At 31.9% G+C, this 25,570-nt stretch carries 25 protein-coding genes; 9 read left to right on the top strand and 16 right to left on the bottom strand.

Features of this window, described 5'->3' with window-relative positions:
- Positions 1-4: 4 nt before the first annotated feature.
- The gene (locus tag JBL43_RS12695) at positions 5-793 is read right to left on the bottom strand and encodes a sulfite exporter TauE/SafE family protein (protein WP_198841780.1); all 789 of its coding nucleotides are present in this window, start codon (positions 791-793) and stop codon (positions 5-7) included.
- A 68-nt stretch (positions 794-861) separates the two neighbouring features.
- On the opposite strand from JBL43_RS12695, the gene JBL43_RS12690 reads away from it, so the two are divergent.
- From JBL43_RS12690 to JBL43_RS12670, 5 genes are all read left to right on the top strand, one after another.
- Complete coding sequence (locus JBL43_RS12690; RefSeq protein WP_117879332.1) at positions 862-1,110, top strand: DUF4212 domain-containing protein; 249 nt, start codon at positions 862-864, stop codon at positions 1,108-1,110.
- A gap of 73 nt (positions 1,111-1,183) precedes the next feature.
- Positions 1,184-2,872 (top strand): sodium:solute symporter family protein, encoded by a 1,689-nt coding sequence (locus tag JBL43_RS12685; protein ID WP_198841779.1) that lies wholly within the window; start codon positions 1,184-1,186, stop codon positions 2,870-2,872.
- Between the two features lie 9 nt (positions 2,873-2,881).
- Positions 2,882-3,394, top strand: a complete 513-nt coding sequence (locus JBL43_RS12680) for an energy transducer TonB (RefSeq protein ID WP_198841778.1) — start codon at positions 2,882-2,884, stop codon at positions 3,392-3,394.
- 14 nt (positions 3,395-3,408) lie between these two features.
- Complete coding sequence (gene acs, locus JBL43_RS12675; protein ID WP_198841777.1) at positions 3,409-5,316, top strand: acetate--CoA ligase; 1,908 nt, start codon at positions 3,409-3,411, stop codon at positions 5,314-5,316.
- A gap of 105 nt (positions 5,317-5,421) precedes the next feature.
- On the top strand, positions 5,422-5,793 hold the full coding sequence (locus JBL43_RS12670; RefSeq protein ID WP_198841776.1) for a hypothetical protein: 372 nt from the start codon (positions 5,422-5,424) through the stop codon (positions 5,791-5,793).
- 80 nt (positions 5,794-5,873) lie between these two features.
- Here the strand turns inward: JBL43_RS12670 and mscL are convergent, their stop codons facing one another.
- Complete coding sequence (gene mscL / locus JBL43_RS12665) at positions 5,874-6,314, bottom strand: large conductance mechanosensitive channel protein MscL (protein ID WP_198841775.1); 441 nt, start codon at positions 6,312-6,314, stop codon at positions 5,874-5,876.
- A gap of 186 nt (positions 6,315-6,500) precedes the next feature.
- On the opposite strand from mscL, the gene JBL43_RS12660 reads away from it, so the two are divergent.
- Together JBL43_RS12660 and JBL43_RS12655 are read left to right on the top strand one after the other, a co-directional pair.
- Positions 6,501-7,010 (top strand): DUF3124 domain-containing protein, encoded by a 510-nt coding sequence (locus tag JBL43_RS12660; protein ID WP_198841774.1) that lies wholly within the window; start codon positions 6,501-6,503, stop codon positions 7,008-7,010.
- 57 nt (positions 7,011-7,067) lie between these two features.
- Entirely contained in the window at positions 7,068-8,153 is a 1,086-nt protein-coding gene (locus JBL43_RS12655; RefSeq protein ID WP_198841773.1) for an amidohydrolase family protein, read from the top strand.
- Between the two features lie 15 nt (positions 8,154-8,168).
- On the opposite strand, the gene JBL43_RS12650 is transcribed toward JBL43_RS12655, so the two are convergent.
- The 14 genes from JBL43_RS12650 to JBL43_RS12585 form a co-directional block, all read right to left on the bottom strand.
- Entirely contained in the window at positions 8,169-8,657 is a 489-nt protein-coding gene (locus JBL43_RS12650; RefSeq protein ID WP_198841772.1) for a P-loop nucleotide/nucleoside kinase family protein, read from the bottom strand.
- Positions 8,658-8,702: 45 nt separating this feature from the next.
- Positions 8,703-9,362, bottom strand: coding sequence for a hypothetical protein (locus tag JBL43_RS12645; protein ID WP_198841771.1), 660 nt, complete (start codon positions 9,360-9,362; stop codon positions 8,703-8,705).
- Between the two features lie 152 nt (positions 9,363-9,514).
- Positions 9,515-9,940, bottom strand: coding sequence for a hypothetical protein (locus JBL43_RS12640; protein WP_198841770.1), 426 nt, complete (start codon positions 9,938-9,940; stop codon positions 9,515-9,517).
- Positions 9,941-10,144: 204 nt separating this feature from the next.
- A complete protein-coding gene (locus tag JBL43_RS12635) occupies positions 10,145-10,822 on the bottom strand; it encodes an NAD(P)H-binding protein (protein ID WP_198841769.1) in 678 nt (225 codons plus the stop codon).
- A 164-nt stretch (positions 10,823-10,986) separates the two neighbouring features.
- Positions 10,987-13,701 carry a phosphoenolpyruvate carboxylase gene (locus JBL43_RS12630; RefSeq protein ID WP_198841768.1) on the bottom strand — a complete coding sequence of 905 codons (2,715 nt, stop codon included), beginning with the start codon at positions 13,699-13,701 and terminating at the stop codon, positions 10,987-10,989.
- Positions 13,702-13,893: 192 nt separating this feature from the next.
- A complete protein-coding gene (locus JBL43_RS12625; protein ID WP_198841767.1) occupies positions 13,894-14,823 on the bottom strand; it encodes a polysaccharide deacetylase family protein in 930 nt (309 codons plus the stop codon).
- Positions 14,824-15,027: 204 nt separating this feature from the next.
- A complete protein-coding gene (locus tag JBL43_RS12620; protein ID WP_198841766.1) occupies positions 15,028-16,824 on the bottom strand; it encodes an AMP-dependent synthetase/ligase in 1,797 nt (598 codons plus the stop codon).
- A 248-nt stretch (positions 16,825-17,072) separates the two neighbouring features.
- Positions 17,073-18,380: a toxin-antitoxin system YwqK family antitoxin gene (locus JBL43_RS12615; RefSeq protein ID WP_198841765.1), complete on the bottom strand. Its 1,308-nt coding sequence runs from the start codon at positions 18,378-18,380 to the stop codon at positions 17,073-17,075.
- Between the two features lie 459 nt (positions 18,381-18,839).
- On the bottom strand, positions 18,840-19,373 hold the full coding sequence (locus JBL43_RS12610; RefSeq protein WP_198841764.1) for a hypothetical protein: 534 nt from the start codon (positions 19,371-19,373) through the stop codon (positions 18,840-18,842).
- A gap of 108 nt (positions 19,374-19,481) precedes the next feature.
- Positions 19,482-20,060: a hypothetical protein gene (locus JBL43_RS12605; RefSeq protein WP_198841763.1), complete on the bottom strand. Its 579-nt coding sequence runs from the start codon at positions 20,058-20,060 to the stop codon at positions 19,482-19,484.
- Between the two features lie 215 nt (positions 20,061-20,275).
- On the bottom strand, positions 20,276-20,740 hold the full coding sequence (locus JBL43_RS12600) for a hypothetical protein (RefSeq protein ID WP_198841762.1): 465 nt from the start codon (positions 20,738-20,740) through the stop codon (positions 20,276-20,278).
- A 235-nt stretch (positions 20,741-20,975) separates the two neighbouring features.
- Positions 20,976-21,527 (bottom strand): DUF4136 domain-containing protein, encoded by a 552-nt coding sequence (locus JBL43_RS12595; protein WP_198841761.1) that lies wholly within the window; start codon positions 21,525-21,527, stop codon positions 20,976-20,978.
- A 22-nt stretch (positions 21,528-21,549) separates the two neighbouring features.
- A complete protein-coding gene (hutU, locus tag JBL43_RS12590) occupies positions 21,550-23,541 on the bottom strand; it encodes a urocanate hydratase (RefSeq protein WP_198841760.1) in 1,992 nt (663 codons plus the stop codon).
- Between the two features lie 34 nt (positions 23,542-23,575).
- On the bottom strand, positions 23,576-23,743 hold the full coding sequence (locus JBL43_RS12585) for a C1orf53 family protein (RefSeq protein WP_198841759.1): 168 nt from the start codon (positions 23,741-23,743) through the stop codon (positions 23,576-23,578).
- A 67-nt stretch (positions 23,744-23,810) separates the two neighbouring features.
- On the opposite strand from JBL43_RS12585, the gene JBL43_RS12580 reads away from it, so the two are divergent.
- Together JBL43_RS12580 and JBL43_RS12575 are read left to right on the top strand one after the other, a co-directional pair.
- A complete protein-coding gene (locus JBL43_RS12580) occupies positions 23,811-24,719 on the top strand; it encodes a 1-aminocyclopropane-1-carboxylate deaminase/D-cysteine desulfhydrase (protein ID WP_198841758.1) in 909 nt (302 codons plus the stop codon).
- A gap of 1 nt (position 24,720) precedes the next feature.
- The gene (locus JBL43_RS12575) at positions 24,721-25,563 is read left to right on the top strand and encodes a glucosaminidase domain-containing protein (protein ID WP_198841757.1); all 843 of its coding nucleotides are present in this window, start codon (positions 24,721-24,723) and stop codon (positions 25,561-25,563) included.
- The last annotated feature ends 7 nt before the right edge of the window (positions 25,564-25,570 follow it).

The raw sequence follows: 25,570 nt of genomic DNA, 5'->3' as shown, positions 1-25,570 counted from the left end.
ACTGTTAATTAATTACATATTTCCACAAAATCCGAATTCCTACAAGTGCAATTAAAACCGCTGTAACTCTTTTTATTAGAAAAGGAGATAGCTTTCTAGCTCCTAGTCGCGACCCAATTTGGCCACCAAAAAATACAGTTATCATAAGTGCTATAGCTAAATTTGAATTAAATGTGAAGCTGCTATTATTGTGATGTGTAAGATACTGCCCCAACAACCCTGCAATAGAATTTACCAGAATAAAAAAGCTAGACGTAGCTGCTATTTTTTTAGGAGTATCCCAATGTGTTAAATGTAACAATGGTGATAAAAAAACACCTCCACCAATTCCTACCATTCCAGAAACAAAACCTATAACTCCTCCTAAAAAGCTATTCTTTACCACTGATTGTTGCCTTATCTTACCTGAGTGGTCTACTAAATATTTACTTACCCACATTAATACAGCTGCTATTACAAGTGTACTACCCAATAAAACAAAAAAGAAAGCCTGACTTATTTTTAAATATCCTCCTAAAAAAGCAAGAGGTACACTAATAATGCTCAACGGAATAATCTTTCGCCAATCAAAATATCCGTTTTTTATAAAAATAAATGTACCTCCACTTACAACAACAATGTTACATAATAAAGCAATAGCTCTAAATTGGATAAAACTTAATCCCGTTAAGGCTAAAATAGCCAAGTAACTAGATCCACCTCCAAAACCTACAGAAGCGTAAAGTAAAGAAACTGCAAAAAAAAGTGCAATAATTTCCCAATAGTGTAAGAAAACTTCTAAAATTTCTATCATAAATTTAAATAACACTACAAATTAAAGATTATATTTTTATCTTGCTACATATTTTACGGATTATAGCTATGGAAAAACACAAAAAATACTGGAGAGAAAACTTAAAATACCTCGCTATTCTACTGGCTATTTGGTTTTTAGTCTCCTATGTTTTCGGAATTATACTCGTTGAACAATTAAATACAATACGACTCGGTGGCTTTAAACTTGGATTTTGGTTTGCCCAGCAAGGTTCTATTTATGTTTTTGTCATACTTATTTTTGTATATGTACGCTTGATGAACAAATTAGATAAAAAATATGGATATGACACTTAAAAATAATATTCATAAATAAATTTACCCAACAACCCATCTTCATTTCAAACCCACTACTAACTAATTAAATCACATGACTGTACAAATTTGGACATACATTATCGTTGTTGCAACTTTCACATTATATATAGGTATTGCTATTTGGGCCAGGGCAGGATCTACCAAAGAATTTTACGTAGCAGGCGGCGGAGTTTCTCCATTAGCTAACGGATTAGCAACAGCTGCAGATTGGATGTCAGCTGCTTCTTTTCTTGGTATGGCGGGCCTTATTTCTTTTAATGGTTATGATGGTTCTGTTTATTTAATGGGATGGACTGGCGGATATGTGTTACTCGCCCTCCTTTTAGCCCCATATCTAAGAAAATTTGGAAAATTTACAGTACCTGATTTTATTGGAGATCGTTATTATTCGAATATTGCAAGAACAGTAGCTGTAATATGTGCTTTGATTGTCTCCTTTACTTATGTTGCTGGACAAATGCGAGGTGTTGGTTTGGTTTTTTCTAGATTTTTAGAAGTCGATATTAACACAGGTGTCTTTATAGGTATGATCATCGTATTATTTTATGCCGTACTTGGAGGTATGAAAGGGATTACGTATACACAAGTAGCTCAATATTGTGTTTTGATATTTGCCTTTATGGTTCCTGCCATTTTTATCTCCATTCAGATGACGGGCAATCCAATTCCACAATTAGGAATGGGAGGTAAAGTTACTGGAGAAAGTGTTTATTTACTAGATAAACTAGACGGACTTTCTACAGATTTAGGTTTTGCTGCTTATACGAACGGATCAAAATCATTAATTGATATCTTCTTTATTACGGCTGCACTTATGGTAGGTACGGCAGGATTACCACATGTAATTGTCCGATTTTTTACGGTTCCTAAAGTAAAAGATGCTCGAAAATCTGCTGGATATGCTTTATTATTTATTGCTATTTTATATACTACTGCACCAGCAATTTCAGTGTTTGCTCGAACAAATTTAATTGATACTGTAAGCGAAAAAGAATATTCAGAAATGCCTGCTTGGTTTTCTAAATGGGAAACCACAGGGCTTATTACATTCGATGACAAAAATAGTGATGGTAAAATTCAATATGTTGCTGATGAAACTATTAATGAATTGACAGTGGATCCCGATATAATGGTATTGGCAAATCCTGAAATTGCAAAGCTTCCCAATTGGGTTATTGCTTTGGTGGCAGCAGGAGGATTGGCAGCGGCATTATCAACAGCAGCTGGTTTGCTATTAGTAATCTCAACCTCGGTTTCGCACGATTTAATAAAAAAACAATTGAAACCTGATATTTCAGACAAAAGTGAACTAATAGCCGCTCGACTTTCAGCTGTCGTTGCTGTAGTTATTGCAGGGTATTTTGGTATAAACCCACCCGATTTTGTCGCCGCAACCGTCGCCTTGGCATTCGGTTTAGCAGCAGCTTCTTTTTTCCCAGCTATCATACTCGGTATTTTTGATAAACGCATGAATAAAGAAGGAGCAATTGCAGGAATGGTTGTAGGTATATTATCCATGTTATTTTACATGCTAAAATTTAAATTTCAATGGTTTGGTGGTGGAACTGAAGCAGAATGGTGGTTTGGTATTTCACCTGAAGGATTTGGTACGGTAGCAATGCTAATAAATTTCATTTTTTCAATAATAATTTCTAAATTTACTCCTCCACCTCCTGCAGAAGTTCAAGAAATTGTTGAAAATATTAGAATACCATCTAATGCAGGGGATGCAACACATTAAAACCAAAAAATGAAATTAAAAATAATTTTAACCTTCTGTATTATTGTAATTTCAGCATTATCATATGCTCAAAATAATGATAAAGCTAACGATTCAATTGTACTTGAAAAGGGTAAACTCACTGATGGCATTACCATTAAAGAAATTAAATCAAAAAAAAATGATGTTAGTATAAATGACCCCATCATTACAAGACCACCAACATTTGAAACATGTAAATCATTCAATGCTATTGAAGAGCAAAAAGATTGTTTTACACAAACATTACAGAAATTCATTTCGAAAAAATTTAACATCTCAGCGTTAACTATCCTACCCGAAGGCAGACATAAAATTCACTGTTTTTTTACAATTTCAAAAAAAGGAGAGATTACAAATATTGACATCTATTCCAACTACAAAATAGCTGAAACCGAAGCTGAAAAATTAGTATCAGAAATACCAAAATTAGAACCAGGAGAAGTAAACAATGAACCTAGCGATATTAGCTATTGGTTGCCTATAACTTTTATGTTGCAATAATAAAATAAATAATTATGAGTAATTACAGTATCAAACATTTAGAAGAATATTATCAAGTTTATAGAAAGTCAATCAGAGATCCAGAAAATTTCTGGTCAGAAATTGCTGAAGAGCATTTTATGTGGCGTAAAAAATGGGATAATGTATTGAGTTGGGATTTTTCCAAACCTGAAATAAAATGGTTTGAGGGTGCTAAACTTAATATTACTGAAAATTGTATTGATAGGCATTTGGCTACAAAAGGCGATAAAACGGCTATCTTATTTGAGCCTAACAGCCCTGATGAAGCCGCCCAGCATATCACCTATAGAAGATTATACGAGCGTGTAAACCAACTTGCTAATGTGCTTAAAGACCATGGTATTGAAAAAGGAGATCGTGTATGTATTTATTTACCCATGATACCTGAATTGGCAATTTCCTTATTGGCTTGTGCTAGAATTGGAGCCGTACACTCTGTTGTATTTGCAGGGTTCTCTTCAAACGCTTTATCTACGAGAATTAATGACAGTGACTGTAAGATGGTTATTACATCTGACGGATCGTACAGAGGAGCAAAAACAATTGATTTAAAAGGTATTGTAGACGTGGCTTTAGATGAATGCCCTTCCGTTAAAGATGTTTTAGTGGTAAATAGAATTAACTCAGATATAACGATGAAAGAGGGTCGCGACAAATGGTTGCAACCTCTATTAGATAAAGCTTCAATGGAGTGTGCCGCTGAAATTATGGATGCAGAAGACCCTCTGTTTATTCTTTACACTTCAGGCTCAACAGGTATGCCTAAAGGTATGGTACATACCAATGCTGGATATATGGTATATACCGCTTATACCTTTAAAAATGTTTTTCAATACAAAGAAAATGATGTGTATTGGTGTACAGCTGATATAGGTTGGATTACGGGTCACAGTTATATCGTTTATGGTCCATTAGCCAATGGTGCAACTTCCGTTATGTTTGAAGGCGTACCTAGCTATCCAGATTTTGGACGCTTTTGGGAAGTGATTGCTAAGCATAAAATTAATCAATTTTATACGGCACCTACTGCAATTAGAGCCTTGGCAAAACAAAATATTGACTTTCCAGAAAAACATGATCTATCCTCTTTAAAAGTTTTAGGATCAGTAGGCGAACCAATCAATGAAGAAGCTTGGCACTGGTATAATGATGTTATAGGTAAAAAGAAAAGTCCTATTGTAGATACGTGGTGGCAAACAGAAACAGGTGGCATTATGATTACTCCATTACCTTATGTTACCCCTACAAAACCAACCTATGCTACATTACCTTTTCCAGGAATTCAACCCGCTTTGATGGATGAAAACGGCGAAGAAATAAAAGGTAATCAAGTCGATGGTAGGTTATGTATAAAATTCCCTTGGCCATCAATGGCTAGAACCATTTGGGGTAATCATCAACGTTATAAAGAAACGTATTTCACAGCATTTAAAGATAAATATTTTACGGGTGATGGTGCATTACGCGACGAAGTGGGCTATTATCGAATTACCGGACGTGTGGATGATGTTATTATAGTTTCTGGTCACAATTTAGGTACTGCTCCAATTGAAGATGCAATAAATGAGCATCCTGCGGTTTCTGAATCGGCTGTTGTAGGTTTTCCTCATGATATTAAAGGTAATGCCCTTTATGGTTATATTATTCTTAAGGAAACTGGAGAAAGTAGAATTCATGACAATGTTAGAAAAGAAATTAATCAGATCATTACCGAACATATTGGCCCAATTGCCAAATTAGATAAAATTCAATTCACAAGTGGATTGCCTAAAACACGTTCTGGTAAAATTATGCGTAGAATATTAAGAAAAATTGCAAGTAGAGATATGAGTAATTTAGGCGATACCTCTACCCTATTGAACCCTGAAGTAGTTCAAGAAATAAAAGATAACGTACTGTAAAGAACAAAAAAGTGATCTATTAATTATCTGATTTTCAAATGTTTTGAGAGTTATTACCTTATTTTTAATTTGGATTTCTCATTAAAATTTTGTATTTTGCTCGTTATGATAGCAATAGATAAAACAGAAAATCAAAAATTATTCCAAGATTCGGTTACTTATGTTGAGAAGTTAGGTTTTGAAAACATAAAGGCGGACATTGAAGGTTATGAGACTCCAAAATCTTACTCCCAAAAAGGGACAGATTTTTCAGTAACACCAGATATTGTTGGTGAAAAAGCAGGTAGAAAACACTACTTCGAAGTAAGTTTAAAATCAGCTGAACCTAATCAATTGAAATCTAAATGGCGTTTTTTAGAAGTATTAACTCGTATGAAAGACAACCGCTTTAAAATAATAACATTTAGAGGTCATTATAAATTCACTGAAGACATGTTACAAGATATTAATCTTGAAAAAAACTTAATTAAACTATAATTTATAGTTATTCTTCTCGATATTTTGTTCTTAAAAATATCGAGAAGAATTATTTGACTCCCTCTTAGAATCAAAAGCATTTATTTATTTCTCAATAATTCATTTTGTTCTTTCATTAAATCAGTTAAATCTGACAGTAACTGAATATCTTTAGGAGTTACTACAGTATCATCCTTAGTATCTTGAGCTTTATTACGTAACCTATTCATAAATTTTACCACAATAAAAACCGTAAAACCTATAATAATAAAATCTAGAAAAGCCTCAAACAACGCTCCATAGCCTAAGGCTATTTTTTCTTGAATAATTTCTCCTGCACTATTCAATTCTGCATCTCTCAGAATTATTATCTTATCCTTAAAATCGATTCCATTTGTTAAATAAGACAATGGTGGCATCAATACTTTTTTTACCAGCACATCTATTACCTTATTAAATGATGCACCAATGATAACACCAATGGCCATATCCATCATATTACCCTTTACTGCAAATTCTTTAAATTCTTTTAATAATCCCATTAGTATCCGTTTTTTTATCCTTCTTCTATTTACAGAAAAACAATATCATTTACATTTATAATTGCAAAAATATTCTAATTATTAGTAATTAAAAACCTATAGTGAAATAGTTATCAAAGTTGTTGCAATAATTTCTTTATCTTTGTTTGCCAACACCATAATATCATTTATAAATTAACATAAAATATGAAAAAAATTACCTATCTCTTATTGATTATCGTGTTAGCTTCATCATGTGACTTAAATCTAGGTAAAGATGAATTTGATGCTGTTGACTGGAAAAAAAGAACCATAAACATAAGTCAAAAAGACTCACTACAATTTGGCAGAACCTATCTTTCCGTATACTCCCAAATATATAGTTATACTGAACATAAAACACATAACCTTACGGCGATGGTAAGCTTGAGAAATACGAGTTTTAATGATACAATTTATATTCTAAAAGCTGATTACTACCATACAAAAGGGCATTTAGTACGCACTTATATTAAACAACCTATTTACCTAGCTCCACTTGAAACTGTAGAGATAATTATTGACGAAGCCGATATTGAAGGTGGTACAGGTTCTAATTTTATTTTTGACTGGAATATTCCAAAAAAATCTCCAGATCCGCTTTTCGAGGGTATTATGAGCTCAACAATGAGCCAACAAGGCCTTTCTTTTACCACACAAGGAAAACGTATCGAATAATTTACTTTCAAATAACATTTTTAAATACTTCTTTAGTATACCCCAAAGAAAACATCAATGATAAAATTTTTTAAAATAAGCCTCGTTCTTTTTCTTGTACACACAACTCTAATAGCACAAGACTTAACTTTTGAAGAATACAATCCTAAATCAACCTTAGTTATTCCTGGTAAGATTATAAAAAAAGCTAAGTTTCCATTTATTGACGTGCACGGACATCAATACAACATGCCGAAACAAGATTTAAGCCCAGTTATTGCTGCAATGGATACGCTTAACATGGGTATTATGGTAAATTTAAGTGGCCGATCAGGAAAAGACCTGCAACAATCTGTTGCCAATATTGCTGAAAATTACCCCAACCGTTTTGTTGTTTTTGCCAATGTAGACTTTGATGGAGTTGGTAAAAAAGACTGGGCAAAAGATGCAGTAAATCAGCTAAGAGCAGATGTTAAAAATGGAGCAAGAGGACTAAAGGTTTATAAAAGTTTAGGACTCAGAAATAAAGACACTGACGGAAATAGAATTGCTATTGACGATAAAAGATTGGATCCAATATGGGCACTTTGCGGCGAATTAGGTGTACCTGTTTTAATCCATGCTGCAGATCCTAAATCGTTTTGGGATACATTTGATGGTGATAATGAGCGTTGGTTAGAACTCAAAACTCATCCGCGAAGAAAACGTGAAGCAAATGACCCTGCTCCATGGGAGCAAATTATTGCAGAACAACATCATATGTTCAAAAAACATCCTGAAACTACTTTTATAAATGCTCACATGGGTTGGTTTGCGAATGATTTGGGTAAATTGAGTGAGCTATTAGATGAAATGCCCAATATGAATGTTGGCATCGGTGCGATTATCGCTGAATTGGGTAGACAACCACGTTTTGCAAAAGCCTTTTTTATAAAATATCAGGATCGAATTTTATTTGGAAAAGACAGCTGGAAACCAGAAGAATTTCCAACGTATTTTAGAGTGTTAGAATCTAATGATGAATACTTTCCATACCATAAAAAATACCATGCTTTTTGGCCAATGTACGGCTTAGATTTACCCGATGATGTATTGAAAAAAGTATATTATAAAAATGCGTTGCGTATTGTACCTGGCTTGGATAAAAGTTTGTTTGAGGAGTAAATTCTACGTTGTGATTTAGGATGTTATATGTATTCCATTAAGCATTTCTTTACTATTAGGTTTCTCAAACCAACCCTCCATAAAGTCAAAGTTTTCTTTAGTCACTTCAAACTCAAATGTTACTCCTTTTTCAGTATTACGTTTTGTAATTCTGTTCAATCGGGTTTCTTTTGAAATGTTTAAAAAATGTATTGTTATTTCATAGCCCTTCGCTTTAGCAAATTTTCTAAACTTTTCTCTGTGTTCAAATTTTGAAAATCCTAAATCAAGAATAGCATCTGTATTTGCGTTTTCTAACTGATCTACTAAATCCATAATCATTTTTTCAGCACGTTCAATTCTTTCAAGAAACCATTCCAATCCGTCCGTTGGTTTCTTATCAGCCATAAAAAGTGTGTTATTCCATTTATCAATGGAGAAAATAACCCCATTTGTTTCTTTTTTCAATTCGTTAGCATACGTAGTTTTTCCAGCACCTGTATTCCCTACTATTAAGTGAATCATTTGTATTAATTTTATCTGTGACAATCGCTTCTTGTAAGAAACGCTTTAATGTTTTTCAACCTTTTTAGGTTTTAATTTTCTTTTCCAATACAGTATATACACAGTGCCCAAAATGGTAGGTAACGTCCAAGCAAATAAATTCCAAATACCTAAACCGGCGACTAAAAATGCCGTAACCGATGCAATAAAAGCTCCAATCATTTTTCCAACATGATTTCTTAGCCATTCATTTTTACCAATTATAATATTTTTATAAAAAATAAAATCTTTTATGGTTACTAGAAGTCCAAAACCTCCAAAGAAAATAAATAATAAATAATTCAAATCGTTTACTTTCATCAAACCATAAGCTCCAAATAATATCATTAATACTGATAATGATAACATACTCCCAGATATAATTTTATCAATTGGTTTCGCTGCTTTTTTGCTTTTCAATTTAAACGTTAATATTTGATTTCCTGAAATTACTAAATAGATGGTAAACAATCCAATTAGGAAAAGAAGTATGTTTTGATGATTGGGCATCCAAGAAATTGGTATTATAATTAATGAGCTTGTTATCATACCAATCGAAAATAATTTCCCCATAACTTTATGAGGTTTACTTCCTTTTTTCACAATTATACTGCCCAATCCGGTTATTAATCCCAGTCCTCCAAAAAAAGCATGGATATAAATAAAAATCTTAATTGTTTCTTCCATCGTACTATTGATTTAGTTTTTTCAAAATTCCATATATCCTTCTACAAAATAAAACTTAATTTCTTGAATTGTTATTTTTATATGATGAACTGCAAGAATTGTTACCAATATAAAAACCATAATTTGAATTCATAAAAAAACTAAGCTACTAATTAAGATGTCAGATTTTCATGATGTAAATAATCAATTTCGTTTAGTAACATTTCATATAGTTTAAAAACATTTGACAAACTAGTTACATCTTTTTTACGGATGCCTCCTTTAAAAATAAAAGATTTCCCTTCCAGCTCAATTTTCGGATTCTTACTATCCATTAAACATTGCGTTTCAATACTTTCTAATAATAATTCTGAAAATGGACTTTTTTTTCCTGAAAAATTATAAGTTTCAGATCTACTGAGAAAAGTAAATAGGGGTGCCTTAGTTAGTGAACAGTCTAAAAATTCAGTCTCTAAATCTGTCTTTCTAGAGTTTATTAAGATTGTTATTATTCTTCTATTCCATTTAACAGTAACTTCAACTATCCAGCTATGATAATTTTCAACAAAATGAACTTCTCCTTTGAGAAGTGTTTTCATTGATTGAATTATAGATTTCGTAAATTTATGATGTTCTTCCAAATTTATTATAATATACTTGAGCCTGCTGTTGTTTCTAAAAGGAATGTAAGTTATTGAATTATTACTATTATTAATTTAAACGTACAGACAAATTCTTTAATATTTGGAAAAAGTATAGAATTAAAAGCAGAGAACAATTATTGATACATGTAACCCTTAAATCTATAATTTAGAAAGCCTCTTTATGTCTTCCCAAGTAATCATTTCTAAACCCATTTTATTTTCGAACATATTTGTAACAAAAGCTTTTCCTAAATGCTCAACATCAATACCTCTAAACTTTTTTAATGGACCAAATAACACACGACTCAGTACAGGCCACACCTTTAATGTTATCCCTTGAGCTATCCCATATCTATTCGTTTTTGTTATAATCATTGAAGGTTGAAAAATACTGAGTCTATCAAAACTCATTGCTTCTAGTTCATTGACTAGCTCTCCTTTACTCCGTAAATAAAAAGATGCTGACTTTGCATTAATACCAACGGAAGATAATAATTGAAAGTGTGTAACACCAACTTCTTTACAGGCTTTAGCAAAAGAAATTACTGCAGTTTTATCTATTTTGACAAAGTCTTCTTTACTTACTTTAGACGGTTCACCTAAACCAAACGTACAAATGGCCACTTGATGATTTTTCACTATTTCTTGATACGTATTTGGATCAAAAACATCTACACTATGTTGTACTACCAATGTTTCAGATAGGTCTGGCACTAATCTACGACCTAACGTTGATATTTGAAGAACCTCTGCCCTCTTTATTAAGTAATTAAGCACCTGGTTTCCCACGGCACCTGTGGCTCCTAATACAATTACAGCATGTGATTTATTGGTCATATATAATTAAAGATATCTAGTCCAAAGAATAGCACTTTAGCAACAACTAAATTAAGGCTCTGGAATAACTAAAAGTACAGAAACATTTTAGTAAAAGAATAATGCCTTTTTAATTTCTGTACTCTTTTGATTTCGATATGTTTTTCTTTCGATGATGTATTCTATTAACCTGTATTTTTTAGCCCTCCTGATAACGAATTTGTAATGCTCAGTAGTTTTGTCAATAATTGATCACCCTCAATTGGATTGGTAACCATTAAACTTCTCCATTCTTTTAAATATTGAATATGAAGTTTGTGTAATACTTCCAATTCTTTTTCTCTTCTTTTCAAATTTTCAATTTGGCCTATTCTTCTAACGGAAGCTGACTCACCTAGTAAATCTTCAATGTGAATAATGCCTTCTTTATAATCCGTTAAAATTAGATTTAAAAAATTAGTTTTAATGTCTTTGTCAGAAACGAGTTCTGAATACACTTTCATCAGTTCCGAATTCGCAAGGATTAAATTTGTTTCTATTTGAATTAACATAAACCTTAAAAAAGGCCAAGAATCAACATGTTGTTTTAGCTCATTAAATTTTGATACTTTATTTTGTTTAAGTTCTTTTAAGGCGTGCCCAACACCAAACCAACCCGTCAAGGTAAAACGTGATAAATTCCAACTAAAAACCCATGGTATAGCCCTTAAATCACTTAATGTACGTTGTCCAGATCGCCGTGCAGGTCTCGATCCTATTTTACTTTTCTCTAATAAATCAATTGAAGTCGCTTCACTAAAAAACTGTATAAAATCATCATGCTGAACCATGTTTTTATAAAAAGCTACCGATTTATCTGTAATCCAATCTAACGTCTCATAGGGATAAATTTCATCATTTGCAGATGAGTGCATCTTCATAGTTTGTCGAGCCACACCTGACGCTAACATTTCTAAATTGTACGTTGCTGTTAAAAGATTACCAAATTGTTGTGCAATTGATTCTCCTTGTGTTGTTAATTTTATTTGACCATTTACGGTATTTTTAGGCATACTTTCCATAAAACGATGATATTTACCACCACCTCTACTTATAGTACCACCTCTACCATGGAAAAATATAATTTTTACATTATGCTTTTCGCCAATGTTGCAAAGACTTTCTTCAGCTTTATGTAAATGCCATTTACTCGCTAACACGCCACCATCTTTATTACTGTCACTATACCCAACCATTACTTCTTGCGTATTTGACATTAATTTAAGACGCTCTTTAGTGATGGGAAAATTTAAAAAATCTTCTAATATTTTATCGCCTCCTTCTAAATCTTCTATAGTTTCCAACAATGGAACCACACGTAAATCTGTATTTAAAAGTTGCGTTTCTCTCATTAATAAATACATAACCAACAAGTCACTAAGGCTTCTCGTCATACTAACAATTAAAGATCCAATTCCTTCTGAACCATATAAACTAATATGTTGCCTAACCACTCTAAAATAGTCTAGTACATTATCTGCTTCTAATCCATATGAAATTGTATTATTAGTTAAAGGAGCGTGTTTTTCTAATTCTTCTGTTAAAAAAGAAACACGTGTTTTTTCATCCCAATTATGAAAATCAAATTTTTCGAATCCAGATTTTTCTAATATCTGTGTAATTACTTTTTCATGATAACCACTGTTTTGTCTAATATCTAATTTGGCAAGATGAAATCCGAAACATTGAACTGTTCTTTCTACTGGAAACAAAATATCTTCTGCTATTCCTTGTGCTCCACCTTCTATTAAAATATTTCTAATAAATTTTAAATCTTCTTGCAATACGGTGCTCGACCTATAGTAAGAATCTGATTCACCAAATTTTTCAGCAATAGTGTTTTCAATTTTTATTACCAACAGGCTAACATATTGTCGCCAAGGTTCATGCGGATTACGTTTTAACGCTTTTTCTCCAGACGCTCCCAATATTTTTGCTTGCTTACTTACAGCTTCAAGTAGTGCAATGGGCACAGGGTTTTTAATTCCAGACAACGTTAAACGAGTGGCTAAATTCACCAATTGTTTATGAATAATATCTAATGCTTTTTCACGATGTATTAAGAGTGTATCTCTCGTAAAACTAGGTGTCACAAAAGGATGACCATCACGATCTCCTCCAACCCAACTACCAAAATTAAAATACGGATAATGCTCTGGATCCGTTAATTTATTAGCATTGAACCCTGCAGCTATCCAAGATTCCTTCAACCTTTCATCGCTTTTTTCTAATACCAAAGGGAATACCTTACTTAGGTAATACACAATGTTGTTACGTTCTGAAGTCAAATCAGGCTTTTCAAGATATGTATCTCCGGTTCTCCACCAACGTTCTAATAAATTGATAATCTTTTCTCGGATAGAATTTTTCTCAATTTTGGAAAGAATAGAATTTTCCTTTTGTACCAATAATAAGTACAGCTCTCTTTGTAATTCTATGATGGCAATTCGTTTCGACTCAGTTGGATGTGCGGTTAAAACGGGCATCACATTTAGAGAAGACAATAATTCAACAATCTTTTCTTCACTCAAGCCTTGTTCAATCCAAATCTTAAAAGTTTCTCCCCAAGAGCCTCTATTTGCAGCAATTCCATTTTCATTTTCCAGTTGCCTGTGGTATTGAATGGCAGCGTTTTCTTCGACTAAAGTTATCAACTGAAAATAAATACCTAATGCCTGTACTATTTTTTCATCAGATACGGAATATTCTAAAGTTTCATTTTGAGATGTTTTATATAAGTGTAGTAGTTTTATGGTTTCGTGCTCATTTATTCGCGTTAACATCTCTTCGTAGCAGAGAAGAATATACACTCTATCATCACTTATTTTTTGATATTCATTCGGTTCAATTTCAGTATTCATCTTAATTTTCAATATTAAAATTATTAAGAAAGCGTAATTCGTTACTTTTAGTAGATGTTATGCTTTAAAAAATATAAAACCCTATTATTTTTTTAAAGCTTAAAGATAAGGGTATTTATTTTAACTAAATAAAGTCTTAAAATAATCAAACCTAGATATCGATTTTATACAATATAAAGTAATATACGAATTTTATTTTTTTGAGAGATTTATAATTTCATCCGGTGTTGCAACATCTCCCTCCATAATTTTTTTATCATTCCCCATACTGAATCCCCATCTATAAATCCAAGAATATCCGTATTGAGTATATGAAGTAACTTCAGTTGAATACTCAGGAGTTTTTAAAGCTTCTTCTTGTGAAACAAAAGAATAGTTGTGTTTTTTCAGCATTATTATTAGATTCTCAATATAATCTGCGTTTAATAAACTTGCGTGTATCAACAAAGTTTGTGTAATTTCTCTATTGAAAATCTCTTTAGATTTTGATTCAAAAAAGAGCACTTTTTGTTCCATATAATTTATATACTTTTCACCTATTTCTTTCATTAACGTTTCATTTTTATCAACGAAAGCATTATGATAGGATTTTGCAAAAAGGTAGTCATCATTGTCAATAGTAACTGGTGACACTATATAATTATTATCATTTAGAAATGTTTTAAGTTTTTTATATGAGATAGAATCTGAGCCGGCATGTAAGTAAGGATGACGAAAATATTTGGGAGTTTTCCCATATTTATGCATCAATGGTTTTATTACTTTTTCACCTTTTAATAGATCATCAAAAAAAACGATATCAGAAACTTTATTATAATCTACATGAGAAAAAGTGTGATTTCCTAAATCAAGTCCACTTTGCAACCAAAGATCAAGTAAATGTACTTTTTGAGGATCCAACTTTCCTTTTTTATACAATTTTGATTCGTTTACAAATCCTATTGCGACTATGTTATTGTCTTTGAAAGCATTAAATAACTTGTTAGTAATTAATAAATCAACTTGACTAGTTTTTAGACTGTAACTTACGGTTGGTAAGTCATCAACAGTAATACATATTTTTTTCTGACAAACCGCGATGGAAGAATACAAAAAGACACATAATAAAAGAGATTTTATCATTATTCAATTTTTATAAATTTAGATTATAATAGAACTACTACTCCAGTATTATTTACTTTGAAATATAACAACTTTATATTTAAAGCTTTTAAAAATGGAAAGATAAAATCTTTATAATAAATCATCCCTCATTACCCAACAATTCATTAAAACATTTCAACTTTATATGACATACCTCTCATACTCAGCTTTATTTGATAGTACTTAATCTGAATACATTTTATCAATAAGTTCTTTATATTTTTTCTGTATAACTTTTCGCTTTAATTTTAAGGTTGCTGTAATTTCACCTGCTTCTATGCTAAAGCTTTTAGGGAGTAAAGTGAATTTTTTTATTTTTTCAAATTTTGAGAATTCTTTTTGAAGCTCTTCAAATCGTTTTTCAAATAGGTCAATAATCTGATTATTCGTAATTAATTCTTCAACATCTTTAAAGGTGATTTTATGTTCTAAAGCATATTTCTTTAAATTCTCAAAACTGGGTACTGCAAGTGCCGTAACGTATTTTTGTTGATCTCCAATAACTGCAATTTGCTCAATAAACGAATCGGTAATTAAAGCGGTTTCTAATTTTTGCGGTGCAATATATTTTCCGCCAGACGTTTTCATTAAATCTTTAATTCTATCGGTAATTATTAGGTTACCTTTTTCATCTATTCTACCTGCATCTCCTGTTTTAAACCAACCATTGTCAAAAACTTCTGCAGTAGCCTCTGGTTTTTTGTAATAACCTTTCATTACTCCTGGACCTTTTACTAAAACCTCATTATTATTACCAATTTTAATTTGAGATCCTTCTATAGGTTTTCCTGCCGAATTAAATTCAAAATTAGTATCTCCAAAGAGCGTAACCGTTGCCGTGGTTTCGGTTAAACCATAGCCACATTTAATATTGAGCCCAAATGAATGAAAAAAGGAGACCATATCTGCTGCTAAAGGAGCACCTCCACATGGCATAAACCTTATCCGACTACCAAATACGTCACGCAATTTACTTAGCACTAATTTATTTGCTATTTTATATTTCAATTTTAAAAATAGCGGTACTTTTTTAGCAATTCGTTTATGTTTATTATAATAATTATTACCAACACCCAACGCCCAACTTGCTAATTTCATTTTAGTTGGCGAAGCTTCCTTTCTTTTATCTTGAATTGCGGCAAATATTTTCTCAAATATTCGAGGCACGGTACACATTAAGGTTGGTTCTACTTCTTTTAAAACCTCCACAATTTTTTTAGGATCTTGATTAAAATAAACTTCGATACCTCTATGTAAACAAAAGAAAACCCAGCTCCGTTCGTAAATATGACTTAAAGGTAGAAAACTTAACGAAACATCTCTTTCTGAAACATTTAATTCATAATCATGTCCATTTAAAGAAGCACCAAAATTAGTATAATCCAACATTACACCTTTGGGTTCTCCTGTTGTACCTGAAGTATAAATGATACTTGCTAAATCATTTAAATCACACTCGTAATACCTTTTTTGAAGTTCCTTTTCAATCTGTTCTGAAGGCTCAAATGCTATAAAATCTTCTAAATAAATAGAATTGTTTGATTGATGGAGTTTTATCGTTTTTGTTAAGGCTACAATTAATTTTAAATACTTGGAAGTTTCTAGAAGTTCGTAAGCTTTATCATATTCATTTTGATCGCCAACAAAAAGTAGACTCACCTCAGCATCATTGACTACATATTCAACCTCTTTTTTAGAATTTGTAGCGTAAATAGGTATCGTAACTGCTCTAACACGCATAATTGCGACATCTGCAATTATCCAATTTGGCATATTTTCGGCAAAAATAGCAATATTCTGTTGTACCGATATTCCATAATTTAAAAGGGCTTTTGACAATGTTTCTATGCGAGATTCAAAATCTAACCAAGAAACACCTTCCCATTTATTAAGCTCATTATTCTTATAAAAGATGGCGTTTTTACTTTTAAAACGCTGACTATTTTCTTTTATCTCTTTTACTAAATGTTTGTAATTCATTACACTATTATTAGTTCCAAATTAATTTGGACATCGTCTAAATTAAAGCATACAAAGTTACGCATAATTGTACGCTGTTTGCCTAAATTGTGCGTTTCATATTTTAAAATATTACTATTTACATTTCGCTCTCAAATCACTCATAAGAACATTTATTGAACGAAAAAATGGCTTTTTGAATATACTTCATGTCTACTTAAGTAACTAATGCAGTATGACGTTGTACTCTTTAAATAAATTGAGATTCATTATTTTTCAAGTTCACCATTACTATAATTTTCTTGCTTGGTAATTTCCCCTATTTCGTTATAATAAATAACGGGGCCATGTTTTAGATCATCTTTAAATAAGGCTTTCATTTTAATTTCACCACTTTCATAATAAGTAATAACTTCTCCATTTGCTTTTCCGTTTACATAGACGTCTTTCTCTTTTATCTTACCACTAGGATAATAAATAACAACATCCCCTTCAAGATAACTAGTTTTGTTTTTATAAACATAGGTTTCTTCTGAAGTTATATTTCCCGCCTTATCATAATACTTCCAAACCCCATTTCTAAAATTTCTTAAAAACTCTCCTTCGGCTTGTATCACTCCCGATGAGTAATAATAATTGGCTGCCCCCTCTAAATAGCCAATGTCCTTTTTAAATACAAAATTCCTTTCCGATTCTAACTTTTCGTTCTTATCAAAATATTTCCATACTCCAGTATTAAAACCTTTTTTCACCTTGCCTGTTGCCTGCATTTTCCCATTGGGATGATATAAGGTGGTTTCTCCGTGCTGCAGTCCATCTTTCCATTCAGCAACGGCACTTAATGTTCCATTTTCATTATATTCATTACACTTTCCGTTTTGAAGGTTATTTTTAAAATAGCAATTCTGTGTAGCGATAAATTGACTGCCAATATTTTTATAACTCTGAAAAATATTAGGTTTTAATTTCACCTCTTTTACTTGTCCATCAGTTTCAATCTCTACCATTAAAGTTGTTCTACTTCTACCATTGTAATTGTAAAAGTATTTCTCATAAATTGGACTAGAGGCTATTAAACCATAATAGACCGTTCCTGTTCTTGCATAATCAGAAGCAACTCCTACAAAATCAATATCACATTGTAGAAAGTATTTGCCTGGCTTAATATTTTTAAAGGTAAAATTACCATATTCGTCCGTAAGTGCTTCAATTCTATATTGAAACGCTACTTTGTCCATAATAACATTTGCGTTGGGCTTAGTCTCCGTTTTACCCACTAATTTTTGCCATTCTATCAAGTAATCGGTAACAGGAAAAAGCATAACAATTGTATTTCTACCATAATGCTTAACTTTTTTTAAACCAGCTTCATTTCTATCTCGTGTAAAGGCAACCCCTCTAATAGTAGACATACCTGCTTCCAGCTTGGATGAAGCGTCTTTTATATCAAAATAGGCTTGAGGAAAATAAGTGAAATAATTGTTATTAAATTGGGCATTTGAAAAAATAGAATATAGTAAGAATGTATTTATAATTAAGAGCTTACTTAAGCTAAGTTTGGTAAAAAATGTTTTCATGATTTTTTTTTATCAAATAAATAAAAGTTGAAATTCCGCGTTGAATTTAAGATAAAATAATTGTTTTTTAAAACTGTTTATAAAAATAGAAACACCTACATCAAGATATTTTAAAATACAAGAAAAGTATACTTCGCATTAGTAATAAAGCTGCTTTAACGTTAGTTGTTTTAACAGGTAGATTTGATTGCTTTTACAAGAGCAAGTTAATTACATAGTTAAATTGGTTTAACAACATTAATTAGACAAAATGGAAGTAGTATAAGCGAGCAAAGAAGAATGAATAAAGTAGAAAAGCGTAAGGAACTCGCATTTACTGCATGTAATAAACTATTAAACCAAGCCTTTGCTATTGCTAAATAAAGATTAATATATGAGGACACCTACAAAAGTACTTTAATTAAAAAATGAATAATTTTTCTTTTTTTCACCACAGTATTTTGTTGTACAACGGTTTGTTTATTTGTCTTTAGTTCTTAACTTTATTAAATCTCCATTTGCGTTATATTTCCAATACCACTTAGAGTGTAGAATATTTGAATTTGCTTTGAGTAGTTTTTTATTGCAACCATAATGGCCTTGAAAAGTCATTTTATTTTGCTTGTTATATCTAAACTTATAAATTGCCACGCCCATATTATCTGCCATAAGGTTTTCATTAATGTCGTAATGTGCTTGATATACTTTATTATTATTTTTATCATATTTAAACTTCCAAATAGAAAAATTATGAAATCCAGCAGCCCTTTTTCCATCTTTGTCAAAATAAGATTCCATCAACATATTTGAATTTTTATCATATTTTCTTTTTACGATACAGACACCTTCTTCATTATTACTAAGATTGCCAAGTTTATCAACATTACGCGTTTCAATAATATTTTTTTTTTCATCTCGCAGCACAGTTTTTAGTTTTGTCTTATTGACTTGACTGAAACCTGTACTAATTTGAAATATATAAATAAGAAGAAATAGGGTTTTTAGAGATGTCATTTTTATGGTGTACATATTTGGTTTGTGATAAGATAAGTCCGAGTTTACGTTCGAGGCTTTTCCCCAGGAAAATCGGGAGCAATAAATTGCACACTTTGTTGTAAAACATTATTCAATATTATACTGAATCAATTCTGATGTTGTTATTTTGTCATTTTCTACCCACTTATGATAAATTAGTCCAATTCCTGGTTTAAAATAGAATTCATAAAATTCATTTTCAAGTGCTTCATGAGGAATTATTGTATATTTTATACATTCAAATTGTCCTATTTCAGTTTTTATTAAAGTTATTTTGTCATCTATTTTTACTTTTATAGTCTCATAAACTTTATAGGGATTTTGATTTAATTTATTATCATTTCTAAACATTAAAACTTCTTTAAAATCTCCATTATTTTGAGTTCTTAAAGTATCAATTTCATATTGTCCTTTTTCGTCATTTCTCACAATGTACTTAGAATTAAGTTCAGTCATATAGAACCATTTTTTATTATTAAAATCCATGGTTTTTTCTACTCGACTAATCAAGGTATCAGTTTTAATAAGTTTTCCTTTTATCTTAACTTTTTCAATATATTTCCAACTATTATTTACTTGTAAAGGTATCAATTCTTGAGAATTAATATTTATTGAAAAGAACATCGCTAAAGTGAAAAAAAACAATAATAATATATTTTTAGTCATTTTTTTAATGGTTTATAATTGTTGAGTTACGAACAGTACGGGAGCAAACTAGCGTTTGCTTTCCGCCACGCACGTATCATAATCTTTTGGTTTTGTTTTTTCTTATTTTGTATCAAAACGAAATCCCAAAGAATTTGCGACCTCATAAATATACGCTAACCATTCGTTCTAATACCTTAGCCCACATTAAGTTTAGGTTTTGTTGTACCTAGTTTTTATTGGGAATTGAGCTGCCATACCATTCTTATTATATTCCACATAGCAAAAAAGTCAGAACCTTTTAATGCATAAACATTGGCTTTTTCATCGCTTTTTTTTGTCAAAGTCAATTCAGTCCATTCCATTTTTGGTAAAGCACCGTTAAATGCTTCTTCCATTTCCTCCTTACTATCAAGAGAATGAGGTTTGATTTTCTTAATATTTGAAAATAATAAGGATTCCAATTTTCCATTATCTCCCCAGACAATTTTTCGAGTCCCAATAATAGTCCATTTAGTACTATTTGGTTGTGTAAAAAGTAACGTTGCTATTCCAATATTTTGGTCCATTATGTATTCATAATAATAGTCCTTCTTTTTTTGCGTAAGATTTTTAAAGTATAATGAATATTCAGTAGGAAGCTTATATTGTTCAGCTTTCCATACTAACCTGCTTGCGATATATTCATCGGTTTTCTGCATTTTTTAAATTGGGTACAACAATAGTGTATATGTAATAGCTACGCCATTGTTTAATACTATAAATGTAATTATTATTTTCACAATAGCACTACAAGCACCGTAATTATTGACATTATCATTTAATATGATTAGCACTAAACGTTTTTAACGGTTAACCAACGGATAAGTAATAACAAAGAAAAACCCGAACCAAGCAAAGCTCAATTCGGGTTTCTCAAAAAAAACAGAAAAATTGCTATTCTGCCATTGGCGGATATTTCGCCATAATTTCTGTTACAAATTCTTTTATACGTGCTTCTTTTTTAGAAATATTATTTGAAGATGCTAACGCACCTGTACCCATTCCTTGCCAAGCCAATTCTTTTTTATTGGCATCTATTAAGTCGATAAATAACGTACCTTCTGTAGATCGAGTTACATTATTATAAGCTCCCATTCCGAATCCGTAAGGGCCAAAACCACCATAATACCAAGGGTACCAACCGTTGTAATTATTGTTATACACATTAATTTTTTCTCTAGACTTGGTAAAGATATTTACCAATAAATCTGGATTTTCAGATTTAGTAAATCCTTTAGCTATTAAATCTGCCTCAACCGCTCGTAATATTCTACGTTTGTCTAAATCAGAAATGTCTACTTTGTCAATTCCTTTTTTATAAAAAGCAAACGTTTTGTATTGGTTAAAATCAACTTCTCTATCATAATCTGAAGAGACTCTAACTGATGCACAAGAGGATACTAAAAAAAGTACCACAACCACTGAAAGTAATTTTACGTATTTCATAATTATTTTTTTTAATAACGGTTTAACCTAATAACATATCGTCAACTATATTAGGAAGCGTAACTTTTAAATTGGGTTCTACTTCCATCGCACGCTTTATAGCAAATATAGCTTCTTTATTTCTTGCCCAACTTCGTCTAGCAATACCATTGTTTACATCCCAAAATAACATGGCTTGCAAACGTTGTTCAGCTTCTTTACTACCATCAATAACCATGCCGAAACCACCATTAACAACCTCTCCCCATCCAACGCCACCACCGTTATGAATAGATACCCAGGTGGCTCCTCTAAAGCTATCTCCAATTACATTTTGTATGGCCATATCTGCAGTAAACTTTGAGCCATCATAAATATTTGAGGTCTCTCTAAAAGGAGAGTCTGTGCCAGAAACATCATGGTGATCTCTTCCTAAAACAACAGGGCCAATTTCACCAGCAGCAATCGCATTGTTAAACGCCTTGGCTATTTTAATGCGACCTTCGGCATCTGCATATAAGATTCTGGCCTGCGAACCCACTACTAATTTATTTTCTTGTGCTCCTTTTATCCATTTCACATTATCAGCCATTTGCTGTTGTATTTCAGCTGGCGAATGCTGCATCATTTCTTCTAAAACTGCACAAGCAATAGCATCTGCTTTTTCTAAATCTTCAACCTTTCCAGATACACAAACCCATCGAAAAGGTCCAAAACCATAATCGAAACACATGGGCCCCATAATATCTTGTACGTAACTCTTATATTTAAAATCTATTCCGTTTGCAGCCATTACATCAGCTCCAGCTCGTGATGCTTCTAACAAAAATGCATTACCATAATCAAAAAAGTAAGTGCCTTTTGCTGTATGCTTGTTAATAGCATCGGCTTGACGCCGTAAACTTTCTTGAACTTTTTCTTTAAACGCAGCAGGATTTGTTACGATTAATTCAGTAGCCGCCTCGAAAGACAACCCCACAGGATAATAACCGCCTGCCCAAGGATTATGTAATGAGGTTTGGTCAGAACCTAAATCGATATATATATTTTGCTTATCAAATTGTTCCCAAACGGCAACCACGTTTCCATGATAGGCTATGGAGACTACTTCCTTATTTGCTTTTGCTTTACGAACACGCTGTACTAACACGTCTAAATCATCAAAAACTTCATCTACCCAACCTTGTGAATGTCGTGTTTCAACCGCCTTTAAATTAACCTCAGCACATACTGTGATACAGCCTGCAATATTCCCGGCTTTAGGTTGTGCTCCGCTCATACCTCCAAGCCCAGAAGTCACAAACAATTTTCCCGCTAATCCTTCACCTTGTTTTGCAATTTTTCGACCCGCATTTAAAACTGTAATCGTAGTTCCATGTACAATACCTTGCGGACCGATATACATAAAACTACCCGCAGTCATTTGCCCATATTGAGTTACTCCTAAGGCATTAAATTTCTCCCAGTCATCGGGTTTGGAATAATTAGGAATCATCATACCGTTAGTAACCACAACCCGTGGTGCATTTTTATGCGAAGGAAACAGCCCCATGGGATGACCTGAATACATCGTTAAGGTTTGCTCATCAGTCATTTCAGCCAAATACTGCATCGTTAATAAATACTGAGCCCAATTTTGAAACACCGCTCCATTGCCTCCATAAGTTATCAATTCGTGCGGATGTTGTGCTACGGCATTGTCCAAATTATTTTGAATCATATGCATTATGGCTTTGGCTTGCAATGATTTTCCAGGATAGGCTTCTATCGGTCTGGCATACATTTTATACTCAGGTTTAAACCGATACATATAAATTCTACCGTATGTTTCTAGTTCTTCCTTAAATTCAGGTAATAATGTGGCATGAAATTTAGCATCAAAATAACGAAGTGCATTTTTAAGAGCCAACTTTTTTTCATCTTCTGATAAAATGGCTTTTCGTTTTGGAGCATGATTTATTTCCGAATCATACGTTTTAAGATTGGGAAGTTGGTTTGGAATACCTTTTAAAATTTGTTGATGAAATTCGTTCATTGGTATTTATTTATTATAAACCGTTTATTATTCTCTAATTATCACAAGAATCTGTTTTTTTATCATAACCATAAGGACAATGTCTACATCCGCTTTTACAACAATACCCACGTTTTAAATGGTATTTCTCTGTAAACACTTTGTATCCTTTTTCCGTGAGATAATAATCCTCAGGTTCTAATTTCGGTAAATTATTAAACATGCAATTTTATTTATGAGGTAAATTTACCGTAAATATCATTAAATAAATTCACTAATTTCGCCATGATATGGATTTTAACGTAAACAGCAGAAACCAATCGGTGCATTTTCCATTATTGGAGGATATTGAACTTGTTATTAAACGAGAAGATGAAATACATCCTGAAATATCTGGTAATAAATATAGAAAATTAAAGTATAATTTAATTGCTGCCAGAGAGCAAGGCTTTGACACCTTACTCACTTTTGGCGGTGCCTATTCTAACCATATTGCTGCTACAGCTGCTGTAGGATTAAAATTTGGGTTTAAAACCATAGGAATTATCAGAGGCGAAGAACTTGTTGATAAAATTGAAGGAAATGCAACCTTGGCATTTGCTCAAAAATGCGGAATGCAGTTTAAGTTTATCACTAGAAGTTTATATCGTGAAAAAGAAAATACAGCATTTTTAAGTACTTTAAAAGACGAATTGGGTAGCTACTATTTAATACCTGAAGGAGGTACAAATAGTTTAGCCATAAAAGGTTGCGAGGAAATTTTAACAAAAGAAGACAAAAGCTTTGATTATATTTGCACATCTGTTGGAACAGGTGGCACTATTTCTGGTATTATAAATAGTACCGCACCTCAACAGAAAGTGATAGGATTTTCATCACTTAAAGGAGATTTTTTAAATGATGAAATTGCCAAATGGGCAACCAAGAACAATTGGGAATTAAATACCAAATTTCATTTTGGTGGTTACGCTAAAATAAATGATGAGCTTATTACATTTATAAATAATTTTAAGCTGACAACTGATATTCCCTTAGACCCTATTTATACCGGAAAAATGATTTACGGTATTGTAGCTATGGCGAAAAATAATGTATTTAAAAAAGGAAGTAAAATACTGGCAATTCATACTGGCGGTTTACAAGGAATAGCAGGAATGAACACTGTATTAAAACAAAAGAATTATTTGCAATTAATTTAAAATGAAGTATCTAAATATAGTTTTGAGTATTATTATTTTAAGTGTCTTTGCCAGTTGTGGCTCACACAAAAGAACAACATCACAAAAAATAATAGATCAACGACAACAAAATAAAGTCGTAAAAAAGACGGTAACACCCGTAAAACTTCAAAAAATAGATGAAGCTGATGTTATTCATGCAGATCTATTGAGACGTAAGCCTAATTTGAATGAAAACACAATGGCGTATATTGATGAATATAATGATATTGCCATTTTAGAAATGATAGCGTATAAAATACCTGCTAGTATTACCTTGGCACAAGGTATATTAGAATCTAACAGCGGTAAGAGTAGACTTTCAGTGAAAGGCAACAATCATTTTGGTATAAAGTGTCATACTTGGGATGGTAAACGTATGTATCATGATGATGATGCTCGTCAAGAATGTTTTAGAAAATATGAACATCCATTAACCTCTTTTAGAGATCATTCTTTATTTTTATTTGACAGAAAACGTTATGCTGGTTTGTTTGAGCTTCGTAAAAAAGATTATAAAGGTTGGTCAAAAGGTTTGAGAAAAGCGGGTTATGCAACAGACCCTAGATATCCTGCAAAGTTAATTACACTTATAGAAACTTATGAATTAGATAAGTATGACGACTTTGATGAAAGCTATCTTTACAATGGTAAGGTAATTAAAAAAACAAAAGATGATGTTACTTCTAAATATATCATTGTATCTAAAGGAGACACCTTGTATTCTTTAGCTAAAAACAACAACTTAACCGTTGATAAATTAAAGTGGTTAAATGGTTTAAAGAATAATGAACTGTCTGTAGGCCAGAAAATTTTTGTTGAGTAATTGCAAT

It is taken from the genome of Aureibaculum flavum (assembly GCF_016406085.1).
Lineage (GTDB): Bacteria > Bacteroidota > Bacteroidia > Flavobacteriales > Flavobacteriaceae > Aureibaculum > Aureibaculum flavum.
The sequence above is the reverse complement of the archived record's forward strand: the minus strand, read 5'-3'. Positions and strand labels throughout refer to the sequence as shown.